The sequence below is a fragment of the Sedimenticola selenatireducens genome, assembly GCF_963675335.2.
Taxonomy (GTDB): Bacteria; Pseudomonadota; Gammaproteobacteria; order Chromatiales; family Chromatiaceae; genus Sedimenticola; species Sedimenticola selenatireducens.
The window spans coordinates 61,896-87,356 of sequence record NZ_CAXXYC010000004.1 but is presented as its reverse complement, the minus strand read 5'-3'; the positions used below and the strand labels follow the sequence as shown (position 1 = coordinate 87,356).

The 25,461-nt window shown below is 59.5% G+C and carries 20 protein-coding genes; 13 read left to right on the top strand and 7 right to left on the bottom strand.

Annotated elements, in window-relative coordinates; all coding sequences use genetic code 11:
• Positions 1-65: 65 nt before the first annotated feature.
• On the bottom strand, positions 66-1,139 hold the full coding sequence (locus ACHZBF_RS11620; RefSeq protein ID WP_273440587.1) for a hypothetical protein: 1,074 nt from the start codon (positions 1,137-1,139) through the stop codon (positions 66-68).
• The gene (locus ACHZBF_RS11615) at positions 1,136-2,107 is read right to left on the bottom strand and encodes a hypothetical protein (RefSeq protein WP_029134468.1); all 972 of its coding nucleotides are present in this window, start codon (positions 2,105-2,107) and stop codon (positions 1,136-1,138) included. The genes ACHZBF_RS11620 and ACHZBF_RS11615 overlap by 4 nt, the downstream gene beginning before the upstream one ends.
• Before the next feature lie 109 nt (positions 2,108-2,216).
• Here ACHZBF_RS11615 and ACHZBF_RS11610 point away from each other — a divergent pair, with 109 nt between their 5' ends.
• A complete protein-coding gene (locus tag ACHZBF_RS11610; protein WP_321528519.1) occupies positions 2,217-3,449 on the top strand; it encodes a glycerate kinase type-2 family protein in 1,233 nt (410 codons plus the stop codon).
• A 127-nt stretch (positions 3,450-3,576) separates the two neighbouring features.
• Positions 3,577-4,197, top strand: coding sequence for a LysE family translocator (locus ACHZBF_RS11605; RefSeq protein ID WP_321528518.1), 621 nt, complete (start codon positions 3,577-3,579; stop codon positions 4,195-4,197).
• 95 nt (positions 4,198-4,292) lie between these two features.
• Here ACHZBF_RS11605 and ACHZBF_RS11600 read toward each other — a convergent pair whose 3' ends face one another.
• From ACHZBF_RS11600 to ACHZBF_RS11580, 5 genes are all read right to left on the bottom strand, one after another.
• On the bottom strand, positions 4,293-4,814 hold the full coding sequence (locus ACHZBF_RS11600; protein WP_288104161.1) for a DsrE family protein: 522 nt from the start codon (positions 4,812-4,814) through the stop codon (positions 4,293-4,295).
• Between the two features lie 82 nt (positions 4,815-4,896).
• Complete coding sequence (locus ACHZBF_RS11595) at positions 4,897-5,457, bottom strand: TetR/AcrR family transcriptional regulator (protein ID WP_321528517.1); 561 nt, start codon at positions 5,455-5,457, stop codon at positions 4,897-4,899.
• 325 nt (positions 5,458-5,782) lie between these two features.
• The gene (locus ACHZBF_RS11590; protein WP_321528516.1) at positions 5,783-8,038 is read right to left on the bottom strand and encodes a PAS-domain containing protein; all 2,256 of its coding nucleotides are present in this window, start codon (positions 8,036-8,038) and stop codon (positions 5,783-5,785) included.
• Positions 8,039-8,249: 211 nt separating this feature from the next.
• Positions 8,250-9,005 carry a molybdate ABC transporter substrate-binding protein gene (modA, locus tag ACHZBF_RS11585; protein ID WP_037375797.1) on the bottom strand — a complete coding sequence of 252 codons (756 nt, stop codon included), beginning with the start codon at positions 9,003-9,005 and terminating at the stop codon, positions 8,250-8,252.
• Between the two features lie 66 nt (positions 9,006-9,071).
• Positions 9,072-9,413, bottom strand: a complete 342-nt coding sequence (locus ACHZBF_RS11580; protein ID WP_029134473.1) for a winged helix-turn-helix domain-containing protein — start codon at positions 9,411-9,413, stop codon at positions 9,072-9,074.
• 348 nt (positions 9,414-9,761) lie between these two features.
• Between ACHZBF_RS11580 and ACHZBF_RS11575 the strand changes: the two genes are divergently transcribed.
• The 11 genes from ACHZBF_RS11575 (at position 9,762) to ACHZBF_RS11525 (ending at position 25,382) form a co-directional block, all read left to right on the top strand.
• Positions 9,762-13,409 (top strand): hydantoinase B/oxoprolinase family protein, encoded by a 3,648-nt coding sequence (locus ACHZBF_RS11575; protein ID WP_321528515.1) that lies wholly within the window; start codon positions 9,762-9,764, stop codon positions 13,407-13,409.
• 228 nt (positions 13,410-13,637) lie between these two features.
• Positions 13,638-14,153, top strand: coding sequence for a winged helix DNA-binding protein (locus tag ACHZBF_RS11570; RefSeq protein ID WP_321528514.1), 516 nt, complete (start codon positions 13,638-13,640; stop codon positions 14,151-14,153).
• 599 nt (positions 14,154-14,752) lie between these two features.
• Positions 14,753-15,943 (top strand): nickel-dependent hydrogenase large subunit, encoded by a 1,191-nt coding sequence (locus ACHZBF_RS11565; protein ID WP_273440597.1) that lies wholly within the window; start codon positions 14,753-14,755, stop codon positions 15,941-15,943.
• Positions 15,944-16,219: 276 nt separating this feature from the next.
• Complete coding sequence (hypA, locus tag ACHZBF_RS11560; RefSeq protein ID WP_335342973.1) at positions 16,220-16,552, top strand: hydrogenase maturation nickel metallochaperone HypA; 333 nt, start codon at positions 16,220-16,222, stop codon at positions 16,550-16,552.
• Positions 16,552-17,466 (top strand): hydrogenase nickel incorporation protein HypB, encoded by a 915-nt coding sequence (gene hypB, locus ACHZBF_RS11555; protein WP_321528513.1) that lies wholly within the window; start codon positions 16,552-16,554, stop codon positions 17,464-17,466. The genes hypA and hypB overlap by 1 nt, the downstream gene beginning before the upstream one ends.
• 141 nt (positions 17,467-17,607) lie before the next feature.
• A complete protein-coding gene (locus tag ACHZBF_RS11550) occupies positions 17,608-17,841 on the top strand; it encodes a HypC/HybG/HupF family hydrogenase formation chaperone (protein WP_029134479.1) in 234 nt (77 codons plus the stop codon).
• Positions 17,838-18,971 carry a hydrogenase formation protein HypD gene (hypD, locus tag ACHZBF_RS11545; protein ID WP_273440600.1) on the top strand — a complete coding sequence of 378 codons (1,134 nt, stop codon included), beginning with the start codon at positions 17,838-17,840 and terminating at the stop codon, positions 18,969-18,971. The genes ACHZBF_RS11550 and hypD overlap by 4 nt, the downstream gene beginning before the upstream one ends.
• 559 nt (positions 18,972-19,530) lie before the next feature.
• Positions 19,531-20,574 carry a hydrogenase expression/formation protein HypE gene (gene hypE, locus ACHZBF_RS11540; RefSeq protein ID WP_321528512.1) on the top strand — a complete coding sequence of 348 codons (1,044 nt, stop codon included), beginning with the start codon at positions 19,531-19,533 and terminating at the stop codon, positions 20,572-20,574.
• 12 nt (positions 20,575-20,586) lie between these two features.
• Positions 20,587-22,293 carry a hydrogenase maturation protein gene (locus tag ACHZBF_RS11535; protein WP_321528511.1) on the top strand — a complete coding sequence of 569 codons (1,707 nt, stop codon included), beginning with the start codon at positions 20,587-20,589 and terminating at the stop codon, positions 22,291-22,293.
• Positions 22,290-23,786: a sigma-54-dependent transcriptional regulator gene (locus ACHZBF_RS11530; RefSeq protein WP_321528510.1), complete on the top strand. Its 1,497-nt coding sequence runs from the start codon at positions 22,290-22,292 to the stop codon at positions 23,784-23,786. The genes ACHZBF_RS11535 and ACHZBF_RS11530 overlap by 4 nt, the downstream gene beginning before the upstream one ends.
• A gap of 237 nt (positions 23,787-24,023) precedes the next feature.
• Positions 24,024-25,382, top strand: coding sequence for a PAS domain-containing sensor histidine kinase (locus ACHZBF_RS11525; protein ID WP_321528509.1), 1,359 nt, complete (start codon positions 24,024-24,026; stop codon positions 25,380-25,382).
• The last annotated feature ends 79 nt before the right edge of the window (positions 25,383-25,461 follow it).

Below are 25,461 nucleotides of genomic sequence, written 5' to 3'. Positions count from 1 at the left end.
CATAATGATCTCGCTATCATCATGCGTATGTGTTGCTCTATGTCACATGTTGATCAGTGAACCGGTTACTCGGGCTTGTTGATCGATGGGAGCACCGGGACCAGCTCGGGCCCGCCGCCCTGGAAGTAGTAGTCATACTTGCTGTGCAGCTGGGAGGTCAGGCTCCATGCTTCGGTGAAGGTGAGTCCGCTGTTTTCCGGGAAGATTACCTTGATATAGAGTCCGCTGGTTTGCTCTTCCTTCAGCTTGCTGAGCAGTGTTTCCAACTGCTCGTGGGAAACGGCCTTGTAGCCGGGATCTTCCTGTGTCTGGTATTCCACCAGAATCTGCTTACCCGGCTTGGTGTAGCGCACCTCCACCAGATAGCGTCCGGCGGGCGAGCGGGCGGGGCGGATCAGTTTGTCGTATTTGACCTTCAGCTGTTCGAAGTCGGATTGCAGGTTCAGCAGTTGCCGGTCACTCTCCCGCCCGGCGACCCGGGCGGCCAGCAATTCACTCGACTGGTTGCTGTAACGCTGTTGCAGTTGCGCAAGCTGCTCTTTCACCGTGGCATAGTTGCTCTCAAGCGTATTCAACGCTGAGTGGGCGGATGCGATCTCCTCCTGAAAGCGGTTGAGCTGCTGTTGCGCCGAGAGCAGGGTCTGTTGAAGATCCTCCAGACTCTGCTGCTGCTGCTGGATGAGTGAATCCCGTTTTTTCAACTGCTGGGTAAGGGTGAAATTCTCCGCGTTGAGTTGGTCGCGGAGCAGTTGCAGCGACTCTTTCTCCGCCTGCAACTGGACAATATCGCGGTGCTGGGTGTCGATGGTGCCGGCCTGCTCGGTGCGCTGTTCTTCCAGCTGCATCAGGCGCATGCGCAGCATCGAGAGGTCGTTTTCCGCGGTGAACAGTTTCAGCGCCAGGCTCTCTTTCTCTTCCCCGGTGGCCTTGGCAAGCTCCACGGCGGCACGTTCCGCCTCCATGGTGGCGCGCAGCTGGTTGACCAGCTCGATATTGCGCAACAATAGCACCACCATCGCGATGACGAAGATCATCACGATGACGGTCATGATGTCGGTGAAGGATGGCCAGAAGCTCTCCTGGTTCTGACCGTCCTGGCGGTTCAGCCGCAGGTCGACAAAGCTGTTGTCCGGGTTCATACGTCCTCGTGCAACCGGAAACCGTCTCTGAGCAGCTTTTTGATATCCTCCATCTCCCGGGTAATGGGCTGGATTCTCTCCTCATAGACCTGGTTGAATGCATTGCTGATGGATTGTTCAAGCGCCTCGATATTGCCTTGGGAGTGCTGCATCTCCTGGGCCAGATTCTGGAAGGAGGATTGCGAGGATTCCATCTTGCTGATCAGGCTCTGCAGAGAGCGGATCAGCCCGCTGAACTCAAACAGCACGCTCTCGGTCTGGATCTGGAACCGGGGCATCAGGTGAGCGGCGGTAATCTGTTCCACGGCGCTCACCAGGTTGGTCTGCACATCGGTCAGCTTCATGTAGAAATAACCGAAGAAGATATAGCAGACAATGGCGGTAATGGTGGTGGAGAGGGCGGTGGACATGCCGTGGATGATCAGCCCCATGCCATTGACGTTGACTGCGGAGGCGAGCAGGTCCGAGGCGCCGATCAGGGCGATCGAGAGTGACACGATGGTGCCGAATACGCCGGTCAGGATCAGCGTGTTGTTGATGAATTTCGGCAGGCTGTTGCGCGTGCTTTCCGAGGCCACCAGGGTGGTGGCCAGGGCATTGTGGTTGATCGGCGTGTTGGCCTTGTGCATCGTCTCCAGTGTCCGGTAGCGGCGCGCGATAATGCGCTGTTCGGCCACCTCGTAGAGCGGATCCACCTTGTCCCGCAGATTGGACATGAACTGGACCAGCGCCCGCTCTTCCAGACCGTAGCTGATCAGTATGCCGATGATTCTGAATAGCCCGAGGATAAACAGGGCCACGATGGTGCCGTTGATGATCAGGCCGGTGGGAGTGAGCTGGTCGCGGAAGTAGATGTCGTTGATGAAATCGAGCTTCCAGTAGAGCAGTCCGGCGCCGATGGCGCCCAGGATGATCATGCGAAACAGGATATTGCGACTGAAATGGCGGCGTATCTGTATGCTTTCCAAGAGTGTTCCCCCCAGCGATGATCACCAGCTTATCATATCTGGTTGGCGAGGCTAGAATGATCCTTTACTTATACTCACATAGAGCCACTGCATAACAGGAGGTAACACCATGCCGGATATGGCGGGCGCACGTCGGGATCTGCTGACGATTTTTCAGGCAGCACTGACTCGCGTGGAGGGGCGCGCCTGTGTCCGGGAATCGCTGCGCGGGGATCAGGGGACGGTGTCGCTCATAGCACTCGGTAAGGCGGCCCAGTCCATGACGCAGGGGGCACTGGATGTGCTGGGAGACCGGGTTCTGGATGGCCTGGTAATCTCCAAGGCGGGTCACATGGATGAGTCGCTGTTGAGGGCCAGAGGACTTGGCTGTCTGGAAGGTGGGCATCCGGTGCCGGATGAGCGCAGTCTGCGGGCGGGTCGTGAGCTGGTTGAGTTTATCCGGACGCGACCAAAAGATCGCCGCCTGCTGTTCCTGATTTCGGGCGGCACCTCGGGGCTGGTGGAACTGTTGCGTGATGGCATCGATCTGGCGAGCCTGCAGCGGGTCAACCAGTGGTTGCTGGGGAGTGGTCTGTCGATTGACGCCATGAACCGGGTGCGCAAATCACTCTCGCGGATCAAGGGCGGTGGTCTGATTCCGCTGCTGCAGGGACGACCGGCCCAGGTACTGCTGATCTCTGATGTGCCGGGGGATGAGCCTGGCGTGATCGGTTCGGGCCTGCTGGTGGCGGATGAGCATCCTGCGCGCGGCCTGGATGACTTGGCGCTACCGGACTGGCTGCGTGCGCTGGTGCCGCCCGTGCCGCCTCCTGTCCCGACGAAGGCGGACAATATCCGGGTCAGCATCGTGGCATCTCTGGCGGATGCCCGCGAGGCGGCCGCCGACAAGGCCCGGGAGCTTGGTTACGCGGTGACCCTGAGCCGGGCCCATCTGGGGGGGGATGTCAATGTGGTCGGCCGACGGTTGGCGTACGAACTGCGGGATGCCTGGTCGGGACTTTATGTCTGGGGTGGTGAACCGACCATCCACCTGCCGGAGCATCCCGGACAGGGCGGGCGTAATCAACACCTGGCGCTGGTGGTGGCCTGCCAGATAGCCGGACGAAGGGATGTCTGTTTCCTGGCGGCGGGTACCGATGGGGGCGACGGCCCAGGAGAGGATGCCGGTGCCATTGTTGACGGCGGCAGTGTGGGTCGTGGTTGTCGGGTACTGGGGGTCGATCCCGAGGTCTGTCTGACACAAGCTGATTCGGGCCGCTTTCTCGAGGCCAGCGGCGACCTGATCCAGACCGGTCCCACCGGGACCAATGTGATGGATCTGATGATCGGGCTGAAGTACTGAGGCGCCCAGGTTAGCGCGATCCCTTGTTTAGAGCTTGCGGGTCGAAGCCATCGGGATGACGCGACTCTTACCTTGATCCGGCCAGCGGGATGGCGTGCTATGATCGTCGTCCACCCGAGGAGTCACCATGTTCGAAACCGCTACCCTGTTGCTGTTTGTCACCTCTTCCTTGCTGCTGGCCCTGGCGCCCGGTCCGGACAACCTGTTTGTACTGACCATCTCCATTTCCCGGGGACCCGCGGCGGGAGTGATCACCACCCTCGGTCTCTGCAGTGGACTGTTTGTACATACCGGCGCGGTGGCGCTTGGGGTGGCGGTGTTCATCCAGGAGTCGGCGCTGGCGTTTTCGCTGCTCAAGATCGGCGGTGCGCTGTATCTTGCCTGGCTTGCCTGGCAGGTGTTCCGGGCGCCGGCCGAGACATTCACCTCGCGCACCAGCAGTGAAAGCTACCGCCGACTCTACCTGCGTGGCGTATTGATGAACATCATGAACCCCAAGGTGTCGCTGTTTTTTCTTGCCTTCCTGCCCCAGTTCGTCAGCCCGGCACAGGGCAGTGTCACCCTGCAGATCGCCATCCTGGGCCTGTTGTTCATGCTCAGCGCCCTGCTGGTGTTTGGATTGATCAGTCTGGCCGCCGGAAAAATCGGTGCCTTTCTGCGCAAAGGCAAGGGCGCCCTGATTCTCAATCGGTTGAGTGGCGTGGTGTTTGCCGGTCTGGCGGTGAAGTTGCTGCTGTCGGAGCGGTGAATTGTCGGGTCTGGTTATTCAGTCTGCCTCACTATGTCGAAGGCATCGGAAAAAGCCGGCACATCGCCGGCTTTGTATTGTGAGAAAGATTGGTGCTACGGCTTGAGCTGTGGCTGATCCAGATATCGTACATCCTTCACCGGTAGCGGAAGCGGGTTTACGTAGGCGTAACCCTGGGACTGCAGGAATGCAATTTCCGGAAATCCCGCGGGAACCACAGTGATGAAGCCGTGCATATCTTCGGCGCTGTAGCCGGCTGCCCGCATGGCGTTGTTACACATGCGGAATTCCACGCCCATATCCGATAACTCCGCCATTTTGTCGATGATGCCCTGGTACTTCTCATAGTTTTCTTTCGCGAATGTGCGCAGTTCCGGGCCGTGGGTGACGACGACCATCTTGCCCTTGAGCGGCTTGGATGTGTTCTTTACAAAATTGTACAGAACGTTCAGCTTTTTCGGGTCCTCATAGTTGACGTCAAACACTGCATTGATGGTCGGATATTCGTGCATGTCTGTCTTTGCGGTGCCGTATGGCGCCAGGGCTTCGGCAGTAGCCAGGCCCGTGCTGCACAATAGTGCGCCGGCAATGGATAGGCTAGTAAGCATTTTTTTCATCGTACAAACTCCTTCGGGTGGTTCGGGGAAATGCATCCAAGCAGTGAATGCCCCATATTCCTGAGGGGTATTTGGGTAAAGTTTATAGACCGTTGATCCAGTTTTTCAGTCGATCAGTCTCACGCACCAGTGCACCTGGATCGCGTAATGCGTTGGCAACCAGACTGGCTCCCTGCAGTGCCATGGTCAGATGCTCTGCCAATCCTTCAGCGTCCGCGTGGCCGCATTCCCGGAACTGTTGTTCGGACCACTGGCGGATTCGTTCGACGGGTCGCGCAGCAGCTTTGGCAGCGGCTCCCCCGGCTTTTGCAAGCTCAGAGCAGAGACTTCCGATAGGACAGCCATACCTGGCATCCACTTCACAATCATCCCGCCAGACGTTGATAAGTGCCTCGAGCCTGGTCTTTGGTCCGGGAAGTTCGGACCAGGAATCAAGCAGGTTATCGAGTTCCTGCAAACGCATATTGATGATTGCATGGATCAAAGCATCCTTACTTTTAAAGTAATAGTAGATGCCTCCGGCAGGCATACGCGCACTTTTCGCGACATCCGCCAGAGATGTGCGATTGTAGCCGTGATGATGGATTCGCTGTGCCGCCCTGCGGACAAGGCGTTCGCGGCGTTTCTTTGCTCTCTCTTGCATAATAATTACATAAATAAGTCAGCCGACTGACTTAGTATTGGCAGTGGAATCTGTTATGTCAAGGTAAGGAAAGATTTCACTTTAACAATCTGGAGGCGATGGGGAAGCGAAAGAAATACCCTCTCCTGAATGAGCGAATTGCGGGATTTATTTGAGATTGGTCAGAGCATGACCGCTGTTTGGCAGCGGAGGTAATGTGCCCCGTGTTGAATTATCCGATGTGCCTTGATGAACAGTTCCGGGTAGGGCGGTAAGACCGCTGGTGAGGCGCACACTGATCAGCCTGCCTCTCTCTGTTGACCTTCTCCGCTATCGTTGCAATCACTCATGTCTGTAAATCATAAAACCAGATAGAGTTTCGCCCGGCTTCCTTGGCCTGATACATCGCCTTGTCTGCCCATTTGAGGATGTCGTCCTGGCTGGCTTCGTGATTGATAAACATGGACACCCCAATACTGGCGGTGCAGCGATGCTCGATTACATCATCTGATTGTCCTTCGTGCCTGATGGGCAACCGATAGGGTTCAGATAATGCACTGCGGATTTTTTCTGCCACGATCCTGGCCTGTGAAATTGATGTGGCTTTATCCGGGGTCAAGTCGCGTAATATCACCACAAACTCATCGCCGCCGAAGCGCGCCACGGTGTCCGTCTCGCGCACGCAACCCGTCAGTCGATCCCCTGCTTCACTTAACAGCAAATCGCCCACCGCATGTCCATGGGTATCATTCAGTGGCTTGAATTTATCCAGATCAAGGAATATCAACGCACCATAGCAACCACTGCGACTGCTGGCAGCCATGGCTTGTGCCAAACGGTCGTTAAGCAGGCGGCGATTCGGCAGATTTGTAAGCGTGTCGTAGAACGCCAATTGTTTCACCTGGTCCTGCATCTGTTTACGCTCGGTGATTTCCCGGGTAATGCCGTGGTATCCGGTAATCGCACCCTGCGCGTCGCGTTCGGGTTTAGACAGCACTTCTCCCCATATCACTCTGCCATCCTTGCAGCGATGCTGTGCTTCGAAAATTACAAAGCCGGTCTGCTCTCCGTTCTTTTCAGCAATCATCCTCTTCCGCATCATCTCGGTGACGACGGCCGCACCCTCTTCGGTGAACATTTCCAGCGCATGGCTACCGAGTACTTCATCGGCCCGGTAACCCCGCAGTCTTTCATCGGCTGGGCTGATATAGGTGAAGCGGAGGTCCCCATCTGTCTTCCAGACCACATCGGCGGTATCCTCCGTCAACAGGCGATAGAGGGCCTCGCTGGTATGGATCTTCTCTGCCGCGGCACTGCGCTCAATGGCTATACTGGCCAGATGGGCGGATTGCTCCATGATGGAAAGATCATATTCCGAGGGGCTGCGTGGTTGACGATGATAAATGGCAAGTGTGCCCAGCACTTGACCCGATGACGAGTGGATGGGTTGTGACCAGCACGCGCTTAATCCGGCGCTGGCCGCGAGTTCCTTGTAGTCTGCCCAAAAGGGATGGGTGGCTATGTCATTAACAATGACACGCTTTCCGGTAAAGGCCGCTGTACCACTCGAACAGACTCCCATGCCAATTTCAGTGCCACTGAGGGCGGTGCTATAGAAATCAGGCAGGCTGGGCGCCGCGCCGATTTCGAGATGTCTGCCTTCGCTATCCAGCAACAGGACACTACAAAGCATTGCCGGATTGAGTTGTTCCATACCTCGTGCGATGGTGTCGAGTATGGCGGGAAGTGGTTGACCACTGGCCAGCATTTCCAATGTATGGCTGCGAAATTGTTCATACAATCCAGCCTGCTTGCGCTCGGTGATGTCGGTGTAGGTCGTGATGAAGCCGGCCACTTTGCCATCTATCTGCATCGTGCGCCCTTCCACATCGATGGTTTGCCCCTGTGGCCGGGTTCGCTCCATACGATGAGGCTCAAAACGCAAGGCAAGATCCACCACTTCCTGAACCTTTTTTTCCGGGTCAACCGCACCGTAATCGCCGCGCTTGGCGTTATAACGAATCACATCTTCCAGGCGCACACCGGTACGCATGAGCTCCTGTGGGAGCTCAAGCACATCGAGAAAGCGCTCATTCCACAGCACCAGGTTAAGCTGCTCATCCATCACGGTGACCCCCTGTGGCAGGCTGTTCAACACCGTGTCCAGATAGGTAGCGGTGCGTTTTGCCTCTTGTTCGGCACGCTTCCTTTCCGTGATATCCGTATAGATGGTGACGAAGCCGCGGCCATCGGGCAGGGGGGTGCCGCGAATCTCGAGCACCGTGCCGTCTGGCCGGGTTCGCTCGTAGACATGCGGCTCCATGTTGCGCGCACGTTCCAATACCTGTTGCGCCAGTATTTCATGATCACCGGGGCCATAGTCCCCACGACGTGCGTTGAAAATCGCCAACTCGTACATCGTCGGCATTCCGTTCTTAAATAATTCGGGGGGGAAATTGAGCAACTGTTTTAGTTGCTCATTGCAGGCAATCATCTGCAGATCAGGGTCGAACAGGGTGATTCCGCTTGGCAAGAAGTCAATAATGGTCTGCAGGACGTCGGTGTTTTCCGGTTTTACGTCATCAACAAGTGTTTCGGACATGCCTTCCCCTCAGCCAAACAGCCTTGTTGCTATTCCTGATGATGCAGGGTTTGTTTCCGACCAGCAGTACAGCGCTATGCTAACTCGCCCATCTGGAGGTGGGCGCCTAATATCTCTATTTCGGCTCGAAATCCGTATTCTTTAGGGGTTTTGAATTGGAACGGATTTGGAGCGGCTGCTGGCAGCCAGTGCGGTTCCGCTGGAGGATGCTTCAGGGTATTGCGTATCCGAAACCGAGAATAATATCGATCGCCTCGGGGCTCTTGATAAAGGTCATGAACTCTCTGGCCACCGGATTCTCCTCCAGCAACACGGCCTGCTGCTCAATGGGGGTATATTCCGTTGGCGGAATCTCCCACAGCGATCCTTCGAGGGGATGGCCGGGCCGTTTTACCTGGGAGTAGGCGACGATGCCCAGTTCGGCACTGCCGCTTCTGACAAACTGGAAGGTCTGACCGATATTCTCACCACGGACCATGCGGTCCTGCAGTCCCTCCCAGAGTCCCCGTGCCTGCAGGAACTGCTGGGCAGCCTTGCCATAGGGGGCCAGTCTTGGATTGGCGATGGCCAGATGGCGAAACGGTTTGTGTTGCAGAATTTTACCCAGCGCATCCACATATCCCGCTTTTGGACTCCACAGCACGATATGTCCCACGGCATAGGTGAAGCGGCTGCCGGGCAGGGCGACCCCCTCTTTTTCCAGTAATTCGGGTCGGCGGGCATCGGCGGCAAAAAAAGCGGCAAAAGGAGCGCCGTTCTTGATCTGGGCATAATGTTTTCCGGTAGCCCCGAATATCAGATTAATCCGGTGTCCGCTTTGCGTCTCATAGCGGCTGGCAATCTCTTTTATCGGCTCGGCGAAGTTGCTGGCGACTGCAATATTGACCTCATCGGCCGTGGCGGGATTTATGATCAGCAGTGCCAGGGAGGTGACGGCCAACAGGTGTTTCCATGTTGTTTTTTTCATTTGTCCGTTACTCTCGGGTATGGATTACTCGTTATATTGTGATGGATATAACGACAGGAAAAATTTTCACATGCCCAGTTTTTCCGAACCTCCGGCCAGATATGCTTTGAAATCACCGTAGGCGGCCCAGAATGTATTGATGGCGCGTTCGCCGGTTTCGGTCAGTACAGCACCGCCTCCGCCACGTCCACCCGTGGTTTTGGTGACCACCGGCTTCCGGCTTTGCCGATTCATCGAATCGACCAGTTTCCAGGCGCGCAGGTAGGACATCTCCAGGGCGCGTGCGGCGGCACTGATGGAGCCGTGTTCGCGTATCTTTTCCAGCAATACGACACGACCATAGCCGAGAAACGTACCTTCCGGTCCTTCGATCCAGAGGCGTCCGCGTAGTCGGTAGTGATTGCTCATGGTTTGTCTGTCGATTGTAATCGGGAACTGCATCGTAATATTTCACAGAATATAACGCAATCAGTTTAAACCAGGAGGGTGGTGCGGGTGACAGCAGCGAAAAACAAACGGACCAAGCCTTGACGCCCCGTATAGCCCCCACTATGTTTATTCAGACGATTTATAGATAAATCGTTTATATAACGAATTCATAATGGCTGGGGTGGCCGTGATTTGAATACTGTTGCAGCCATGGCTGGTGCCGGTAATCCACCCGGTGATGTTTGTTGGCAGCGTTTTCGCCCATCGACAGCTGGCTGCCCCGCATGATGATCCGGGGCTGACATTTTTATTTGGAATGTTTTCTCGATGAGTGACGTAGTGAAACAATACGAGGGTGTGGTCTCCAGCAAGTGGCAGTTCTGGATCGACCGGGGCGGTACCTTTACCGACGTGGTGGCGCAGCGTCCCGACGGTACGCTGGTGACCCATAAGCTGCTGTCGGAAAACCCGGCCCAGTACCCGGACGCGGCGATTCAGGGCATCCGGGACCTGCTCGGTGTGGCCCGGGATGAGCCGCTGCCGGCCGCGCAGATCGACGCGGTCAAGATGGGCACCACGGTGGCCACCAACGCGCTGCTGGAGCGCCGGGGTGAACCGACCCTGCTGCTGGTGACCCGCGGCTTCCGGGATGCCCTGCGCATCGGCTACCAGACCCGGCCCGATCTGTTCACCCTGGATATCGAGCTGCCGGAGATGCTCTACAGCGAGGCGCTGGAGGTGGACGAGCGGATCGGGGCACAGGGTGAGGTGGTTCGCCCCCTGGATGAGGCGTCCGCCCGTGCCGGTCTGCAGGCGGCCCATGACCGGGGCCTGCGCAGCCTGGCGGTGCTGTTCATGCACAGCTATCGCTATCCGGAGCATGAACAGCGGGTGGCCGAAATCGCCCGGCAGATCGGCTTCAGCCAGATCTCCATCAGTTCTCAGGTGAGCCCCTTGATGAAGCTGGTGAGCCGGGGTGATACCACGGTGGTGGACGCCTACCTGTCACCCATTCTGCGCCGTTACGTGGAGCAGGTCGCGGGTGAGCTGAGCGGCATGCAGGAGGCCGGTGGCCGCCTGCTGTTCATGCAGTCGAACGGCGGACTTACCGACGCCTACCGGTTTCAGGGCAAGGATGCGATTCTTTCCGGCCCGGCCGGTGGTGTGGTGGGTATGGTGCGTACCGCCGAGGCGGCCGGCTTCGACAAGCTGATCGGCTTCGACATGGGTGGTACCTCCACCGATGTCAGCCACTATGCCGGTGAGTATGAGCGTGCCTTCGAGACCCAGGTGGCCGGGGTGCGGTTGCGCGCGCCGATGATGTTGATCCATACAGTGGCCGCCGGCGGTGGTTCCATGCTGCAGTTCGACGGCGCCCGCTTCCGGGTCGGGCCGGAGTCGGCGGGGGCCAATCCGGGGCCGGCCTGTTACCGCAATGGCGGGCCGCTGACCGTGACCGACTGCAACGTCATGCTGGGCAAGCTGCAACCGGATTACTTTCCCAGGGTGTTCGGTCCACGGGCCGATCAACCGCTGGACCGGGCGGTGGTGCAGGAGCGCTTCCGGCAGCTTGCCGGGGAGATCAACCGGGCCACCGGTGAGCAACGCACACCGGAGCAGGTGGCAGAGGGCTTTCTCGCCATCGCCGTGGTCAACATGGCCAACGCGATCAAGCGCATCTCGGTACAGCGTGGTTATGACGTGTCGGAATACACCCTCTGCTGTTTCGGTGGGGCCGGCGGCCAGCACGCCTGCCTGGTGGCCGACTCCCTGGGCATGAAACGGGTCTATCTGCATCCCCATGCCGGTGTGCTCTCCGCCTTCGGTATGGGGCTGGCCGATCGTCGGCTGATGCGTGACCAGGCGGTGGAAGCGCGTCTGCAGGAGTCGCTGATGCCGGAGCTGGTGGCCGGACTGGAGCGGTTGCAGGGTGAGGGCGTGGCGGAGATGCGGGCACAGGGGGTGCAGGCCGGGGCAATCTGCTGTGAACGCAAGCTGCACCTGCGCTATCTGGGCTCGGATACCGCCCTGCTGGTCGCCTTCTCCAGCCTGGCAGGGATCCAGAGCAGTTTTGAACAGACCCATCAACAGCGCTTCGGCTTCATTTCGCCGGAGAAACCGCTGGTGGTGGAGGCGATTCAGGTGGAGGTGATCGGTGCCGCTGAACAGCCCGCGCTGGTCAGTGAAAGTCCTGTGGGTCAGGGGGAGTTGAAGGCGTTGTCGGTCCAACCCACCGTGATGAACGGTGCGACGGTTGACACGGCCTTTTATGACCGCGATACGTTGCCCGTCGATCGGCCGGTTCAAGGCCCGGCAGTAGTGATCGAACGGACCGGCACCATCGTGGTGGAGCCGGGCTGGCAGGCGATCCTGACCCGGGAGAACAATATCCTGCTGGAGCGCTACCAGCCCCTGCCGACACGGGTGGCGATCGGTACCCAGGTCGATCCGGTAATGCTGGAGATCTTCAACAACCTGTTCATGTCCATTGCCGAGCAGATGGGCATGGTGCTGGAGAACACCGCCGCCTCGGTCAATATCAAGGAGCGGCTCGATTTCTCCTGTGCGGTGTTTGATCAGCAGGGCGACCTGATCGCCAACGCCCCGCACATGCCGGTGCATCTCGGTTCCATGAGCGAAAGCATTAAGACGGTGATTCGCGAGCGGGTCGGCAGCATGCAGCCGGGTGATGCCTATCTGCTGAATGACCCGTATAACGGCGGCACCCACCTGCCGGATGTCACCCTGATCAAGCCGGTGTTTGATCCGGACGGCAAGACGGTGATCTTCTACGTCGCATCGCGCGGGCATCACGCCGACATCGGCGGCACCACCCCCGGCTCCATGCCGCCGGACTCCACTTCGGTGGCCGAGGAGGGGATACTGATCGACAACATCAAGCTGGTGGACCGGGGGCGCTTCTGTGAACAGGAGATTCGGGCGCTGCTGGCCAGCGGTCCCTGGCCCGCGCGCAACATCGACACCAACGTGGCGGATTTCCAGGCCCAACTCGCAGCCTGCGAGAAGGGTGTGCAGGAGCTGATGCGCATGGTGGAGCACTTTGGCCTAAAGGTGGTGCACGCCTACATGCGGCATGTGCAGGACAATGCCGAGGAGTCGGTGCGGCGGGTGCTGGATGTGCTAAGCGACGGTGAATTCTGTTACGAGATGGATGATGGCCACCGGGTCTGCGTCAAGATCACCCTGCAGCGGGAGGCGCGCCGCGCCACCATCGATTTCACCGGTACCAGTGCCCAGCATCCCGGCAACTACAATGCCCCGGCGGCGGTCTGTCGGGCGGCGGTACTCTATGTGTTCCGCTGTCTGGTGGGCGACATGATTCCGCTTAACGAGGGCTGCCTCAAACCGCTGAACGTGATCATCCCGGAAGGCTCCATGATCAATCCGGACTATCCGGCCGCCGTGGTGGCCGGTAATGTCGAAACCTCCCAGGTGATTGTGGATACCCTGCTGGGAGCGCTCGGCGTGGCGGCCGCCTCCCAGGGGACCATGAACAACTTCACCTGGGGCAACCGGCAGTACCAGTATTACGAGACCATCTGCGGCGGGGCCGGGGCGACCCGGCAACGGGACGGTACCTCGGCGGTGCATACCCACATGACCAATTCGCGGTTGACCGACCCGGAGGTGCTGGAGTGGCGCTTCCCGGTGCGCCTGGAATCCTTTGCCCTGCGCACCGGCTCCGGTGGAGCAGGACGGCACAAGGGGGGCGATGGCACCATCCGTCAGCTCTGTTTCCTGCAACCGATGACTGCCAATATCCTGGCCGGCCATCGCCGGGTGCCGCCCTACGGCATGGCCGGTGGTTCGCCGGGACGGGTGGGTCACAACTACGTCGAGCGTGTCGATGGTCGGGTCACCGAACTGGGACACCAGGGTCAGGTAGAGATGGCGGCGGGGGATCTGTTTATTATTGAAACCCCGGGGGGTGGTGGTTATGGACAGCCGGATTGATGGTGCTGGGAACAGCTTCAGCCTGCGGTATATAGCGAGGGTAACTCCAGCACTATGTAGGAGCGGCTTCAGCCGCGAACCGGTATCGCGGCTGAAGCCGCTCCTACGGCACTATCCTTTTGGCGGTATGCGGTTGTCGCGGAGATGGTGCCCGACAGATCCACCAATAACCATGCGTATGAATTCGCGTTCATTCGCAGCCGAATAAAACTTGTCAGGTAGCTCAAGATGTCTGAAAAAAAGAAGCAGCCGATCGTCTCCTCATCTCACCTGGTCTCGGAAAAGAGTATCGAGCTGAGCGAGCTGGAGTATGGCCTGATTATCGCCAATAACGCGTTCAATCGCTGGATCGAGCGCTGTATGACCGCCAGTGGCATGCCCGATCTCAATCCCACCGATATCCTCATTCTGCACAACGTCAATCATCGTGCGCGGGCCAAGAAGGTGGCGGATATCTGCTTCAATCTGAATATCGAGGATACCCACACCGCCACCTACTCTCTGCGCAAACTGGCCAAGCTGGGGCTGGTGCAGACCGAAAAACAGGGCAAGGAGAACTTCTTTTCCACCAGTGAACGGGGCAAGGCGCTCTGCCTGCGTTACCGGGAGATCCGCGAGGACTGTCTGGTGGATGCATTGGGTTTCCTGGGGACCGGTAACCAGGAGATTGGTGAACTGGCCAAGCTGCTGCGGTCTCTGTCGGGGCTGTATGACCAGGCGGCACGGGCCGCCGCCTCGCTCTAGCCCCCCGTACCCGGGAGCGGAGTTAATTTCGTAGGTTGGGATGAGTGGAGCGAATCCCAACAGCCGGTATTGTGCGATGCCATCTGTTGGGGTTCGCAGGCGCACCCCAACCCACACAAGCGACAGGCCATGTGGCGGCCTCCCGGTTATCTGTATAGACGGTTTCTAGTCGATACCGGATTCTGGTAAACCTGCTTTCGTCCAATGGGGATGGATTTGGAGCGGAATTGCCCTAGAGCAAATTAACTATCCGCTTTCCAGTATAAACTGGTCAGTATGTTTCCAGTGGAAGGCGATTTTACGGATTGCCATGTCATGGGATTGACCTCGAACCTTGTTGATGTCGGATATTGTCGGCGGGCGTCGTATTGTCTGTCTGCAACCCTTCGGATTCTTTGGGTTGATTTTTTAACTGTCTGAAATGGCAATATTATTTTCTGTTGTATAGAGCCTGTCCCACTGTTTGAAGCGGGGCGGACTGGAAGCGGAAGCGACAGTGGTTATTGGTAAGTAATGAGCAGTTAATGGCCGGTTGCCTGTCTGGCCTGTATTTTGCTCCGCTCCTGTTGATCTGAAGTCTTGAGGGCCTGACTGAACCCATGGCTAATGCGGTTGGTAATATAGAGGGACGGCTGAACATCGGCCTGCACCTGTCCGACGGGACGGTGACAGGCGTTGATATCCGCTCTTCCCGCCCCCTGCAGACCCCGCGGATCTTTGAGGGAAAGTCCGTAGAGGAGCTGTTGCAGACGCTGCCGCTGCTTTACAGCATCTGTGGCACAGCCCAGGCGCACGCCGCCGTCACGGCCTGTGGGCAGGCGTTGGGTCTGCCGGTCGATGCACGTCAGCAGTCGGCCAGAGAGAAACTGGTCTGGTTGGAAACCGCCAAGGAACATCTGTGGCGGGTGCTGCTGGATTGGCCCGGCTTTATCGGATTGCCGCCAGCTGCTGCTGGCGTGGGTGAGATGCTGCAGCTGATCAAGCGATTTCGTGTTGCCAGCTATCCCAATGAGCGCCCCTTTATGCCGGGCGTCATGCCAGTGACTGATGGTGTCCGGGAGATGGACAGTGTCATTGATGAATTTGCACAGCTGTTGCAGGATCAGGTGTTTGGCATGCCGCCCGCTGAATGGCTCGGGCTGGAGGGCTGTCCCGCGCTTTTGCGCTGGGCCGCTGATAGCCGACTGCCGGCGGGCCGGATGCTGCAATTTGTGCGGGATAACGGTTGGGACTCACTGGGTTCCGCTAATATCGGTGTGCTCCCACCCGTGGAGCAGGCATTTCTGGCCCGACAACTGGAACGGCCGGATGCCGGGCGGTTTATTGCCTGTCCGCGCCTGGATGGCCAATGTTATGAAACATCGCCGTTCGCCCGGGTGACTGATCATCCCCTGGTGGCGGCCGTAGTGGCGGAATATGGGACCGGTCTGTTGGCCCGCTATTGTGCGAGACTGGTGGAACTGGCCGGGATACCGGGTCGACTGCGCGAAGCGGCCGGCGAAACTACCGGGAACGCTGTCGAGTCAGGTCTGCCTCCAGGCCAGGGCATTTCGCAGGTTGAGGCGGCGCGCGGTCGCCTGGTCCATTGGGTGGCGCTGGAGGCGGGGCGGATCGCCCGCTACCAGATCCTCGCCCCCACGGAGTGGAACTTTCATCCAGAGGGTGTGCTGGTGCAAGGGTTGAAGGGCTTGCAGGTGAATTCTGCCGATCAGCTACGCCGGCAGTCCGCCCTGTTGATCAATGCGATCGATCCCTGTGTGGGTTATGAACTGCGGATTGATCAGGCGTGAACACCCTACAGCCTGTCGGCGTTTGGCAAGTAATTTTGGTGTGATTTTTAAGCATTTTTATATTCGCGTTTATTTGCGTTCATTCGCGTCTAAAAAATGGCTTTATGAAGAGAACAACGGGCGTTATTGAATGCACGAAATGTCGATATGTGAAGGGTGAGATGGACCGAATGTCCGGTGGACATTCGCAGCGATCGAACGACCGGCCTTGGAAGGCCGGGCCGGAACCAGGCTACAGGGATGTATAGGAGCAACAGGCATTGATGTATGCACGAAATGTCGATATGTGAAGGTATTCTCCAGGTCATGGAGGAGCAGGCCACGGCCCAGCAGTTCAGCCGGGTGAAATCGGTCTGGCTGGAGATTGGCCCGTTGGCGGGTGTGGAACTGGAGGCGCTGCGCTTCGGCTTCGATGTGGTGACGCGCCACAGCCTGGCCGACGGGGCCCGGCTGGAGATTATTGAGATGCCAGGCACGGCCTGGTGCCTGGAATGTTCGAAGAGCGTACCGATCCGGCAACGCTTTGACGCCTGCCCCGATTGCGGCAGTTTTCAATTACAGATTACCGGCGGCGATGAGCTGCGAATCAAAGAACTGGAGGTGGACTGATGTGTACCGTATGCGGCTGCGGCGAAGGTGAGACTCGAATCGAGGGGCAGGGTCTGGAGCATGATCACGACCATGCCCATGGGCATCACCACCACCATCACGACCATGAACACGGGCACGCCCATAGCCATGACCATGGGCACCACCATGATCATGACCACGAACACAGTCATGCCCACGATCACGGGCATCACCAGCACACCCACGGAGATCATCACGATTACGGGCAGGGCCCGGCCCATGCCCATGCGCCCGGCATGAGCCAGTCGCGCATGGTGCAGATCGAGCAGGATATCCTGGGCAAGAACAACCAGTACGCCGCCGCCAACCGGCAGCTGTTCCAGGAGCGGCAGATCCTGGCGCTGAACCTGGTCTCCAGCCCCGGTTCCGGCAAGACCAGCCTGCTGACCCGCAGTATCGACGACCTGAAAGGGGAGCTGCCGATTACGGTGATCGAGGGGGATCAGCAGACCGCCAACGACGCCGACCGCATCCGGGAAACCGGCGTGTCCGCGCTGCAGATCAATACCGGCAAGGGGTGTCATCTGGATGCCCACATGATCGGCCACGCCATGGAGAGCCTGCAGCCGGCAGATAACAGCCTGCTGTTTATCGAGAATGTGGGCAACCTGGTCTGCCCGGCGGCTTTCGATCTGGGTGAGGCGCACAAGGTGGCGATCCTGTCGGTCACCGAGGGCGAGGACAAGCCGCTGAAATATCCCGACATGTTCCATGCCGCGGACCTGATGATCCTGAACAAGACCGATCTACTGCCCTATCTCGATTTTGATGTGAATAAATGCATTGAGTTTGCCCGGCGGGTCAATCCCGATATCGAGGTGCTGCAACTCTCGGCCAAGAGCGGCGAGGGCATGGATGCCTGGTATGCCTGGATTCGTTCACGCATGGCGTAAGTCGTAGGAGCGGCGCCCCCGCCGCGAAGGAACCGGGTGGAATGGTGCCGGTTTTCATCGGCCCGGGGGCGGGCCTCCTACAGGTTTGATCCTCGTTCCCACGCTCTGCGTGGGAACGCATACGATAGAGGTGTTACTGCAATGTGTTTGGCGATTCCCGGCAAAGTGGTGGAGATCGACGCGGTCACGGACATGGCCACCGTCTCGGTGGGTAATGTGAAGAAGGAGGTCTCTACCGCGCTGGTGGAGGATGTCGCCCTCGGTGACTACCTGCTGATCCATGTCGGCTATGCCCTCAACAAAATCAGCGAAGAGGAGGCGGCCAACACCCTCCGGCTGTTTGAAGAGGCGGGCATGATGGAGGTCATGGAATGAAATATGTCGATGAGTTCCGCGCCAAGGCGACGGCGCAGAAACTTTCTGCCGCGATTCGCGCCGAGGCAAGACCTGACCGTCGCTATCATCTGATGGAGTTCTGTGGTGGCCATACCCACGCCATCTTTCGCTACGGGGTGCAGGATCTGCTACCGGATAATGTGCGGCTGGTGCATGGCCCGGGTTGTCCGGTCTGCGTGCTGCCGATCGCCCGTATCGACATGGCCATCGCCATGGCCGAGCAGCACGGAGTGACGCTTTGCTCCTATGGCGATATGCTGCGGGTGCCGGCTTCGCATCGTAAAAGCCTGCTCAAGGCGAAGGCGGGTGGGGCGGATATCCGTATGGTCTACTCCACCCAGGATGCGCTTACGCTTGCCCGCAAGCAGCCCGAGAAGCAGGTGGTCTTTTTCGCCATCGGTTTCGAAACCACCACCCCGCCCACGGCGGTCGCCATCAAGCAGGCCCAGGCGATGGGGCTGGATAATTTCTCCGTCTTCTGCAACCACGTGCTGACTCCCGCGGCGATCCAGAACATCCTGGAGTCGCCCGAAGTGCGGGAGCTGGGCACAGTCTCGCTGGACGGTTTTCTCGGCCCCTCCCATGTCAGCTCCATTATCGGCAGTCAGCCCTACGAGTTCTTCGCCGAGGAGTTTCAGCGCCCGGTGGTGATCGCCGGCTTCGAGCCGCTGGATGTGATGCAGTCGATCCTGATGCTGGTGCGCCAGCTCAACGAGGGGCGGCACGACGTGGAGAACGAGTACACCCGGGTGGTTTCGCCCGAAGGTAATCTCAAGGCGAAAAAACTGGTGGCGGAGATTTTCGAGCTGCGTCGTGCGTTTGAATGGCGCGGCCTGGGACTGGTGCCCTACAGTGCCCTGCGCATCAAAAAACCGTTTGCCGAGTTTGATGCCGAGCTGCGCTTTGCGGTGGAAGAAATCCCGGCAGCGGACATTAAGGGGTGCGAATGTCCGGCGATCCTGCGCGGTGTGAAGCGTCCCACCGACTGCAAGCTGTTTGGCACCGTCTGCACCCCGGAGAATCCCATGGGTTCCTGTATGGTCAGCTCCGAGGGGGCCTGTGCCGCCTACTGGACCTATGGTCGCTTCCGCGAACAGGCGGCGTCTTGACACCACGGTTGAGCAAACCTGTAGGAGCGGCGCCCCCGCCGCGAAGAGGGCGGGTTGGATGGGTGCCGGTTGCCATCGGCCCGGGGGCGGGCCTCCTACAGATGGATTGTGGGGACGGACGACATGCCCACCCTGCGGTTGAGCAAACCTGTAGGAGCGGCGCCCCCGCCGCGAAGAAGGCGGGCCGGATGGGTGCCGGTTGCCATCGGCCCGGGGGCGGGCCTCCTACAGATGGATTGTGGGGACGGACGACATGCCCACCCTGCGGTTGAGCAAACCTGTAGGAGCGGCGCCCCCGCCGCGAAGAAGGCGGGCCGGATGGGTGCCGGTTGCCATCGGCCCGGGGGCGGCCTCCTACAGATGGATTGTGGGGACGGACGACATGCCCACCCTGCGGTTGAGCAAACCTGTAGGAGCGGCGCCCCCGCCGCGAAGAAGGCGGGCCGGATGGGTGCCAGTTGCCATCGGCCCGGGGCGGGCCTCCTACAGATGGATTGTGGGCACCGACAACCTGCCCACCCTACGGACCGATTATTTTTTTGTAGATGAATTGAAAACCATGAACAAGAAACGCTACACCAGCCGACTGGATCTGAAGCATGGCACCGTGGACATGACCCACGGCAGCGGCGGCCGTGCCATGGCCCAGCTGATTGACGAGATTTTTATCGGCAGCCTGGATAACGAGCTGCTCCGACAGGGCAATGACCAGGCCGCCTTCGATGTGCCCAGGGGACGCATGGTGATGAGTGTGGACGGGCATGTGATCTCGCCGCTGTTCTTTCCCGGCGGTGATATCGGCTCTCTGTCAGTACACGGCACGGTCAACGATGTGGCCATGTCGGGCGCCAAACCGCTCTATCTCTCGGCCGGTTTTATCCTGGAAGAGGGCTTTCCCCTGGCCGATCTGAAACGCATTGTCGAGAGCATGGCGGAGGCGGCCAACCGGGCCGGTGTGCCGGTGGTGACCGGTGACACCAAGGTGGTGGAGAAGGGCAAGGGCGACGGCGTCTTCATTACCACCACCGGCATCGGCGTGGTGCCCGAGGGGATCAATATCTCGGGTGATCGGGCTCGACCGGGCGACAAGATTCTGGTCTCCGGCAGCATGGGCGATCATGGGGTCGCCATCATGTCGCAGCGTGAAAACCTGACCTTTGAGACCACCATTGAATCGGACTCCCAGTCGCTGCACGACCTGGTGGCCGCGATGGTGGAGGCGGTGCCGGATATCCACTGCCTGCGCGATCCGACCCGCGGCGGCCTTGCCTCCACCCTGAACGAGCTGGCCCAGCAATCCGGCGTCGGCATGCAGTTGCGCGAGGAGGCTATCCCGGTGAAGCCGGAGGTGCATGCCGCCTGCGAGCTGCTGGGGCTCGATCCGCTCTATGTGGCCAATGAGGGCAAGCTGATTGCCATCTGCGCCGCTCAGGATGCCGAGCGGCTGCTGGCGGTTATGCGCGACCACCCGAAGGGGGTGGAGGCCGCCATTATTGGCGAGGTGATCGAGGATGAGCACAACTTTATCCAGATGGAGACCAGCTTTGGCGGCAGCCGCATCGTCGACTGGCTGGCCGGTGAACAGTTGCCACGAATCTGCTGACAGAGAGTAACCATGAAGATCCTGATACTGACCCACGCCTTCAACAGTCTCAGCCAGCGGCTGCACATAGAGCTGAAAAAACGCGGCCACACGGTTTCGGTGGAGTTTGATATCAATGATGCGGTGAGCGAGCAGGCGGTGGCGCTGTTCCAGCCCGAGCTGATCGTGGCGCCGTTTCTCAAACGTGCCATACCGGAGACGATCTGGCGTCATCACACCTGCCTGGTCGTGCATCCCGGCATCAAGGGTGACCGCGGCCCGTCGGCCCTGGACTGGGCGATCCTCAAGGGAGCACCGGAGTGGGGTGTCACGGTGCTGCAGGCCAACGCCGAGATGGATGCCGGCGATATCTGGGCCACTGTCAATTTCCCCATGCGCGCCGCCAGCAAGGCGAGTCTCTATCGCAACGAGGTGACGGACGCGGCGCTGCAGGGGGTGCTGCTGGCGGTCGAACGCATGGAGCAGGCCGGCTTCCAGCCGGAGCCGCTGGATTACGCGCAGGCCGATGTGAAAGGCACATTGCAACCGCTGATGCGCCAGTCCGACCGGCGCATCGACTGGCAGCAGGACACGACTGAAACCGTGCTGCGCAAGATCCGCAGCGCCGACGGCTTTCCCGGCGTGCTGGACTGGATCTACGGGCAGGAGCTGATGCTCTATGACGCCCATGCCGCCGATGGGCTGTACGGCGAACCGGGCATGCTGCTGGGTCACAGCGAACAGGCGATCTGTCGGGCCACGGTGGATGGCGCGGTCTGGATCGGTCATCTGCGGGACAAGCAGGGAGTCCACCCGTTCAAGCTGCCGGCTATGCGGGTGCTGGGTAAACGACTGGCTGAACTGCCGAAGATAGTCGATGGCTACAGCGATATCCACTACGAGGAGCAGGGCCGGGTCGGCTATCTGCACTTTCCCTTCTACAACGGCGCCATGAGCACGGACCAGTGCAACCGGCTGCGCGAAGCCTATGTGGCCGCTCGACGACGTGACACCCGGGTGATCGTGCTGATGGGCGGACCGGACTTCTGGTCCAACGGTATCCATCTCAACACCATCGAGGCGGCCGAGAGTCCGGCCGACGAGTCCTGGGCCAATATCAATGCCATCAATGACCTGGCGCGGGAGATCATCACCACCGAAAGTCATCTGACCGTCTCCGCACTGCAGGGGAATGCCGGGGCCGGCGGCGTGTTCCTGGCCCGTGCCGCCGACCGTGTCTGGGCGCGCAGTGGCGTGGTACTCAATCCCCATTACAAGGACATGGGCAACCTGTTCGGCTCCGAGTACTGGACCTACCTGCTGCCGAAGCGGGTCGGTGAAGAGCGCGCCCGACGCATCACCCAGGCGCGCCTGCCGATGGGCACCGAGGAGGCGGGCGAGCTGGGGCTGTTGGACGGATATTTCGGGCAGGACAACCCGCAGTTTCTGGTCGAGCTGAAACAGCGGGCAAAGGCGCTGGCCGATGATGCGGATTTCGACCAGATACTGCGTGACAAGGTGGCGACCCGCCAGGCTGATGAGCAGGAGAAACCACTGGACGAATACCGCCGTGAGGAGCTGGAACGCATGAACCTCAACTTCTACGGCTTCGATCCCAGCTATCACGTGGCGCGCTACAACTTCGTCTACAAGGTGCCCAAGTCCAGAACCCCGATCACCATTGCCGGACACCGCGACATTTCCAAACGTCCCAGAGATGACTGGAGCCAGGCCTCATGAACAGACAACCCACCCTGCTGATCGTGGATGACGAGGTGCGTGGCCTGGAGGCGCTGGTACGTATCCTGGATGACGATTTTGAGGTCAGGACCGCCACCAATGCACGGGATGCGGAACAGATCCTGGAGCGGGAGTGGATCAATATCGTGCTTTGTGACCAGCGCATGCCGGAGACCACCGGGGTGGAGTTTCTCACCAGGGTACGGCAGCAGTGGCCGGATGTGGTGCGCATGATCCTCTCCGGCTATACCGATGCCGAGGATATCATCCAGGGAGTGAATGAGGCGGGCATCTATCAGTACATCACCAAGCCCTGGCATCCCGACAGCCTGCTGCTGACCCTGAAGAATGCCGCCCATCTGTTTGAGCTGCAGCGCGAGAACGAGTTGCTGAATATCGAGCTGAAGCGCAATCCCGACCTGCTGGAGCAGAAGGTCAGCGACAAGCGCAAACAGCTCAAGCAGCAGCACCACTGTGATGACGGCATTGTGCGTGCCGATGGCAGTCCCATGGATCTGGTCTGCGCCAAGGTTAACCGGGTGTCGCCCTACGATGTCACCGTGCTGCTCTCCGGCGAATCGGGTACCGGTAAGGAGCTGTGCGCCCGCGCCCTGCATTACAACAGCCTGCGCGGCGACAAGCCGTTTGTGGTGGAGAACTGTGCCGCCCTGCCGGACGAGTTGCTGGAGAGTGAGCTGTTCGGTTACAAGCGCGGCGCCTTTACCGGCGCGGTGGAGGATCGGGCCGGCCTGTTCGAGCGGGCCGATGGCGGCACCATTTTTCTGGATGAGATCGGTGAGGTGTCGCCGGCCTTTCAGGTGAAACTGCTGCGGGTGCTGCAGGAGGGGGAGATCCGTCCCCTGGGTTGTGCCCGCCGCCGCAAGGTGGATGTACGCATAATTGCCGCCACCAATAAAGATCTGGAAGCCGAGGTGCGGGAGAAACGTTTTCGCCAGGATCTCTACTACCGGCTCTCCACCATCGCCATTCATCTGCCACCGTTGCGAGAGCGCAAGATGGATATTCCGCCGATTGCCCATGCGCTGCTGCAGTCGGCCATGCGCTCCCTCAACAAACAGGTGGAAGGTTTTACTACCGAAGCCCTCGCCTGCATGCAGGCGTATCACTGGCCGGGCAATGTGCGGGAACTGCAGAATGAGATACAGCACATGCTGGTGATGAGCAATGAGCCAACGCTGGGCGCCGACCTGCTATCACCACGGGTGTTGCGTGCCGCGCCTCGTGAGGATGAGGCGCAACTCGATTTGCTGGCTTCCCTGGATGGGTCGTTGAAGGAGCGTATCGAGTCGATTGAAGCGCGCATCCTGCGTGAATCGCTGATCCGGCACCGCTGGAACAAGAGCCAGGCGGCGCGTGACCTGGGGCTGTCGCGGGTCGGACTGCGCAGCAAGCTGGAGCGTTATGGTCTGGAGCAGACTCCCGGGGCACATGCCTGTTGTGATGAGGATCTCGAGCGTGAAACCGGCCGCTGATTTTCTCCCAGAGTCCGGCTGTGAGGTAGGGTGGATAAGCCGGCAGGCGCATCCACCATTATTGCGGTGGATGCGCTGTCGCTTATCCACCCTACGCACTGATTGCGCCCTTGTAGGAGCGGCGCCTCGCCGCGATGATCGTGCAGAGGCCAGAGCCCCGGCCAATCGGCCCGGGGGCGGGCCTCCTACAGGTGGGGCAGGAGCGGCTTCAGCCGCGAAATTCGCGAAGGGGGCGGGATGGTGACCGATTCGGGCATCAAGGGTGCTGGCAGCCTGATCTCCCGGCTGGGATCGGATGAACAGATGTCGACCTCCAGCAGCGAAGAGGCATGGATCGAGGTAATCCAGAAAATGGATCTGGTCTACGCCGATCTGGTGCGCTACCAGGTGGAGCTGGAAGAGAAGAACAGCGCGCTGGAAGAGGCGCAGCGGTTCATCGAAAGCGTGCAGGCGGCAATGACCGATGTGCTGATCGTCTGCGATATTCAGGGCCGTATCCAGCAAGCCAATACCGCGCTGGAACGGATTACCGGACGCAGTGAAAAAGAGCTGTTGAACCACTCTTTCAAGGCGCTGTTCGTTGAATCGTCGCAATATCTGGTGGACGGTTTTGCCGACAAGATCCGTTCCGAGACGGTGTATGACTGTGAGGTCAACCTGATCAGCGCCGATGGTACACCGACCCCGTTGGCGATGAACTGCAGCTCCCGTTATGACCACAACGGCCGTCTGGTGGGCATGGTACTGATCGGCCGCCCGGTGGGCGAGTTGCGCCGTGCCTATGAAGAGTTGCACGCGACTCATAAGGAGTTGAAGCAGGCTCAGGAACAGCTGGTCCACTCGGAGAAAATGGCCTCCCTGGGGCGCCTGGTGGCGGGCGTGGCGCATGAACTGAACAACCCGATCAGTTTCGTGTTCGGCAACATGCATGCCTTGAAGCGTTACGGTGAGCGCATCACCCGCTATCTGGATGTGATCCATAAAGATGTCGAAGGAGAAGAGCGGGAGGCGCTGCGGAAACAGCTGAAGATCGACCATATCCTGTCGGACATTGGTTCGCTGATCGACGGCACCCTGGAGGGCGCCGAGCGGGTGAGCGATATTGTGATGGATCTGCGGCGCTTCTCCGGCAATCAGCAAGAGGATATCCAACCGTTCCTGCTGGCGCCGGTGGTGACCACGGCCGTCGACTGGGTGGTCAAGGCAGCCCGCAGGAAGCCGGATGTCAGCGTAGAGATTCCCGGCGATCTCCAGGCCGTCGGCATCAAGGGACTGGTGCACCAGATCCTGGTCAATCTGGTGCAGAATGCCATTGATGTAATGGAGCAGATGGAGGAGCCCCGGCTGGCGATTCGCGGCTGGCAGGACTGGGACCGGGTCAGGATAGAAGTGCGGGATTTCGGGCCAGGTATTCCCAAGGCGGATCTGATGCGGGTGTTCGATCCCTTTTTTACCACCAAGGATGTGGGTAAGGGCACCGGGCTGGGGCTCTACATCAGCTATGGCCTGGCCAATGATCAGGGTGGCTCGCTGGTCGCCTCCAATCATCCGGAAGGAGGGGCCATGTTCACCCTGACCCTGAAGGCGACCGGTTGAATTGGATGAGCTGTAGGAGCGGCGCCCCCGCCGCGAAGAGATCGGGCCGGCGGCGGTGCCGCGACCGATCGGCCCGGGG

What these genes read in the sequence shown, in the direction of transcription:
- ACHZBF_RS11620 (WP_273440587.1), bottom strand. Translation starts at nt 1,139, where the DNA reads ATGAACCCGGACAACAGCTTTGTCGACCTGCGGCTGAACCGCCAGGAC.
- ACHZBF_RS11610 (WP_321528519.1), top strand. Translation starts at nt 2,217, where the DNA reads ATGCCGGATATGGCGGGCGCACGTCGGGATCTGCTGACGATTTTTCAG.
- ACHZBF_RS11605 (WP_321528518.1), top strand. Translation starts at nt 3,577, where the DNA reads ATGTTCGAAACCGCTACCCTGTTGCTGTTTGTCACCTCTTCCTTGCTG.
- ACHZBF_RS11600 (WP_288104161.1), bottom strand. Translation starts at nt 4,814, where the DNA reads ATGAAAAAAATGCTTACTAGCCTATCCATTGCCGGCGCACTATTGTGC.
- ACHZBF_RS11595 (WP_321528517.1), bottom strand. Translation starts at nt 5,457, where the DNA reads ATGCAAGAGAGAGCAAAGAAACGCCGCGAACGCCTTGTCCGCAGGGCG.
- ACHZBF_RS11590 (WP_321528516.1), bottom strand. Translation starts at nt 8,038, where the DNA reads ATGTCCGAAACACTTGTTGATGACGTAAAACCGGAAAACACCGACGTC.
- modA (WP_037375797.1), bottom strand. Translation starts at nt 9,005, where the DNA reads ATGAAAAAAACAACATGGAAACACCTGTTGGCCGTCACCTCCCTGGCA.
- ACHZBF_RS11580 (WP_029134473.1), bottom strand. Translation starts at nt 9,413, where the DNA reads ATGAGCAATCACTACCGACTACGCGGACGCCTCTGGATCGAAGGACCG.
- ACHZBF_RS11575 (WP_321528515.1), top strand. Translation starts at nt 9,762, where the DNA reads ATGAGTGACGTAGTGAAACAATACGAGGGTGTGGTCTCCAGCAAGTGG.
- ACHZBF_RS11570 (WP_321528514.1), top strand. Translation starts at nt 13,638, where the DNA reads ATGTCTGAAAAAAAGAAGCAGCCGATCGTCTCCTCATCTCACCTGGTC.
- ACHZBF_RS11565 (WP_273440597.1), top strand. Translation starts at nt 14,753, where the DNA reads ATGGCTAATGCGGTTGGTAATATAGAGGGACGGCTGAACATCGGCCTG.
- hypA (WP_335342973.1), top strand. Translation starts at nt 16,220, where the DNA reads ATGTCGATATGTGAAGGTATTCTCCAGGTCATGGAGGAGCAGGCCACG.
- hypB (WP_321528513.1), top strand. Translation starts at nt 16,552, where the DNA reads ATGTGTACCGTATGCGGCTGCGGCGAAGGTGAGACTCGAATCGAGGGG.
- ACHZBF_RS11550 (WP_029134479.1), top strand. Translation starts at nt 17,608, where the DNA reads ATGTGTTTGGCGATTCCCGGCAAAGTGGTGGAGATCGACGCGGTCACG.
- hypD (WP_273440600.1), top strand. Translation starts at nt 17,838, where the DNA reads ATGAAATATGTCGATGAGTTCCGCGCCAAGGCGACGGCGCAGAAACTT.
- hypE (WP_321528512.1), top strand. Translation starts at nt 19,531, where the DNA reads ATGAACAAGAAACGCTACACCAGCCGACTGGATCTGAAGCATGGCACC.
- ACHZBF_RS11535 (WP_321528511.1), top strand. Translation starts at nt 20,587, where the DNA reads ATGAAGATCCTGATACTGACCCACGCCTTCAACAGTCTCAGCCAGCGG.
- ACHZBF_RS11530 (WP_321528510.1), top strand. Translation starts at nt 22,290, where the DNA reads ATGAACAGACAACCCACCCTGCTGATCGTGGATGACGAGGTGCGTGGC.
- ACHZBF_RS11525 (WP_321528509.1), top strand. Translation starts at nt 24,024, where the DNA reads ATGGTGACCGATTCGGGCATCAAGGGTGCTGGCAGCCTGATCTCCCGG.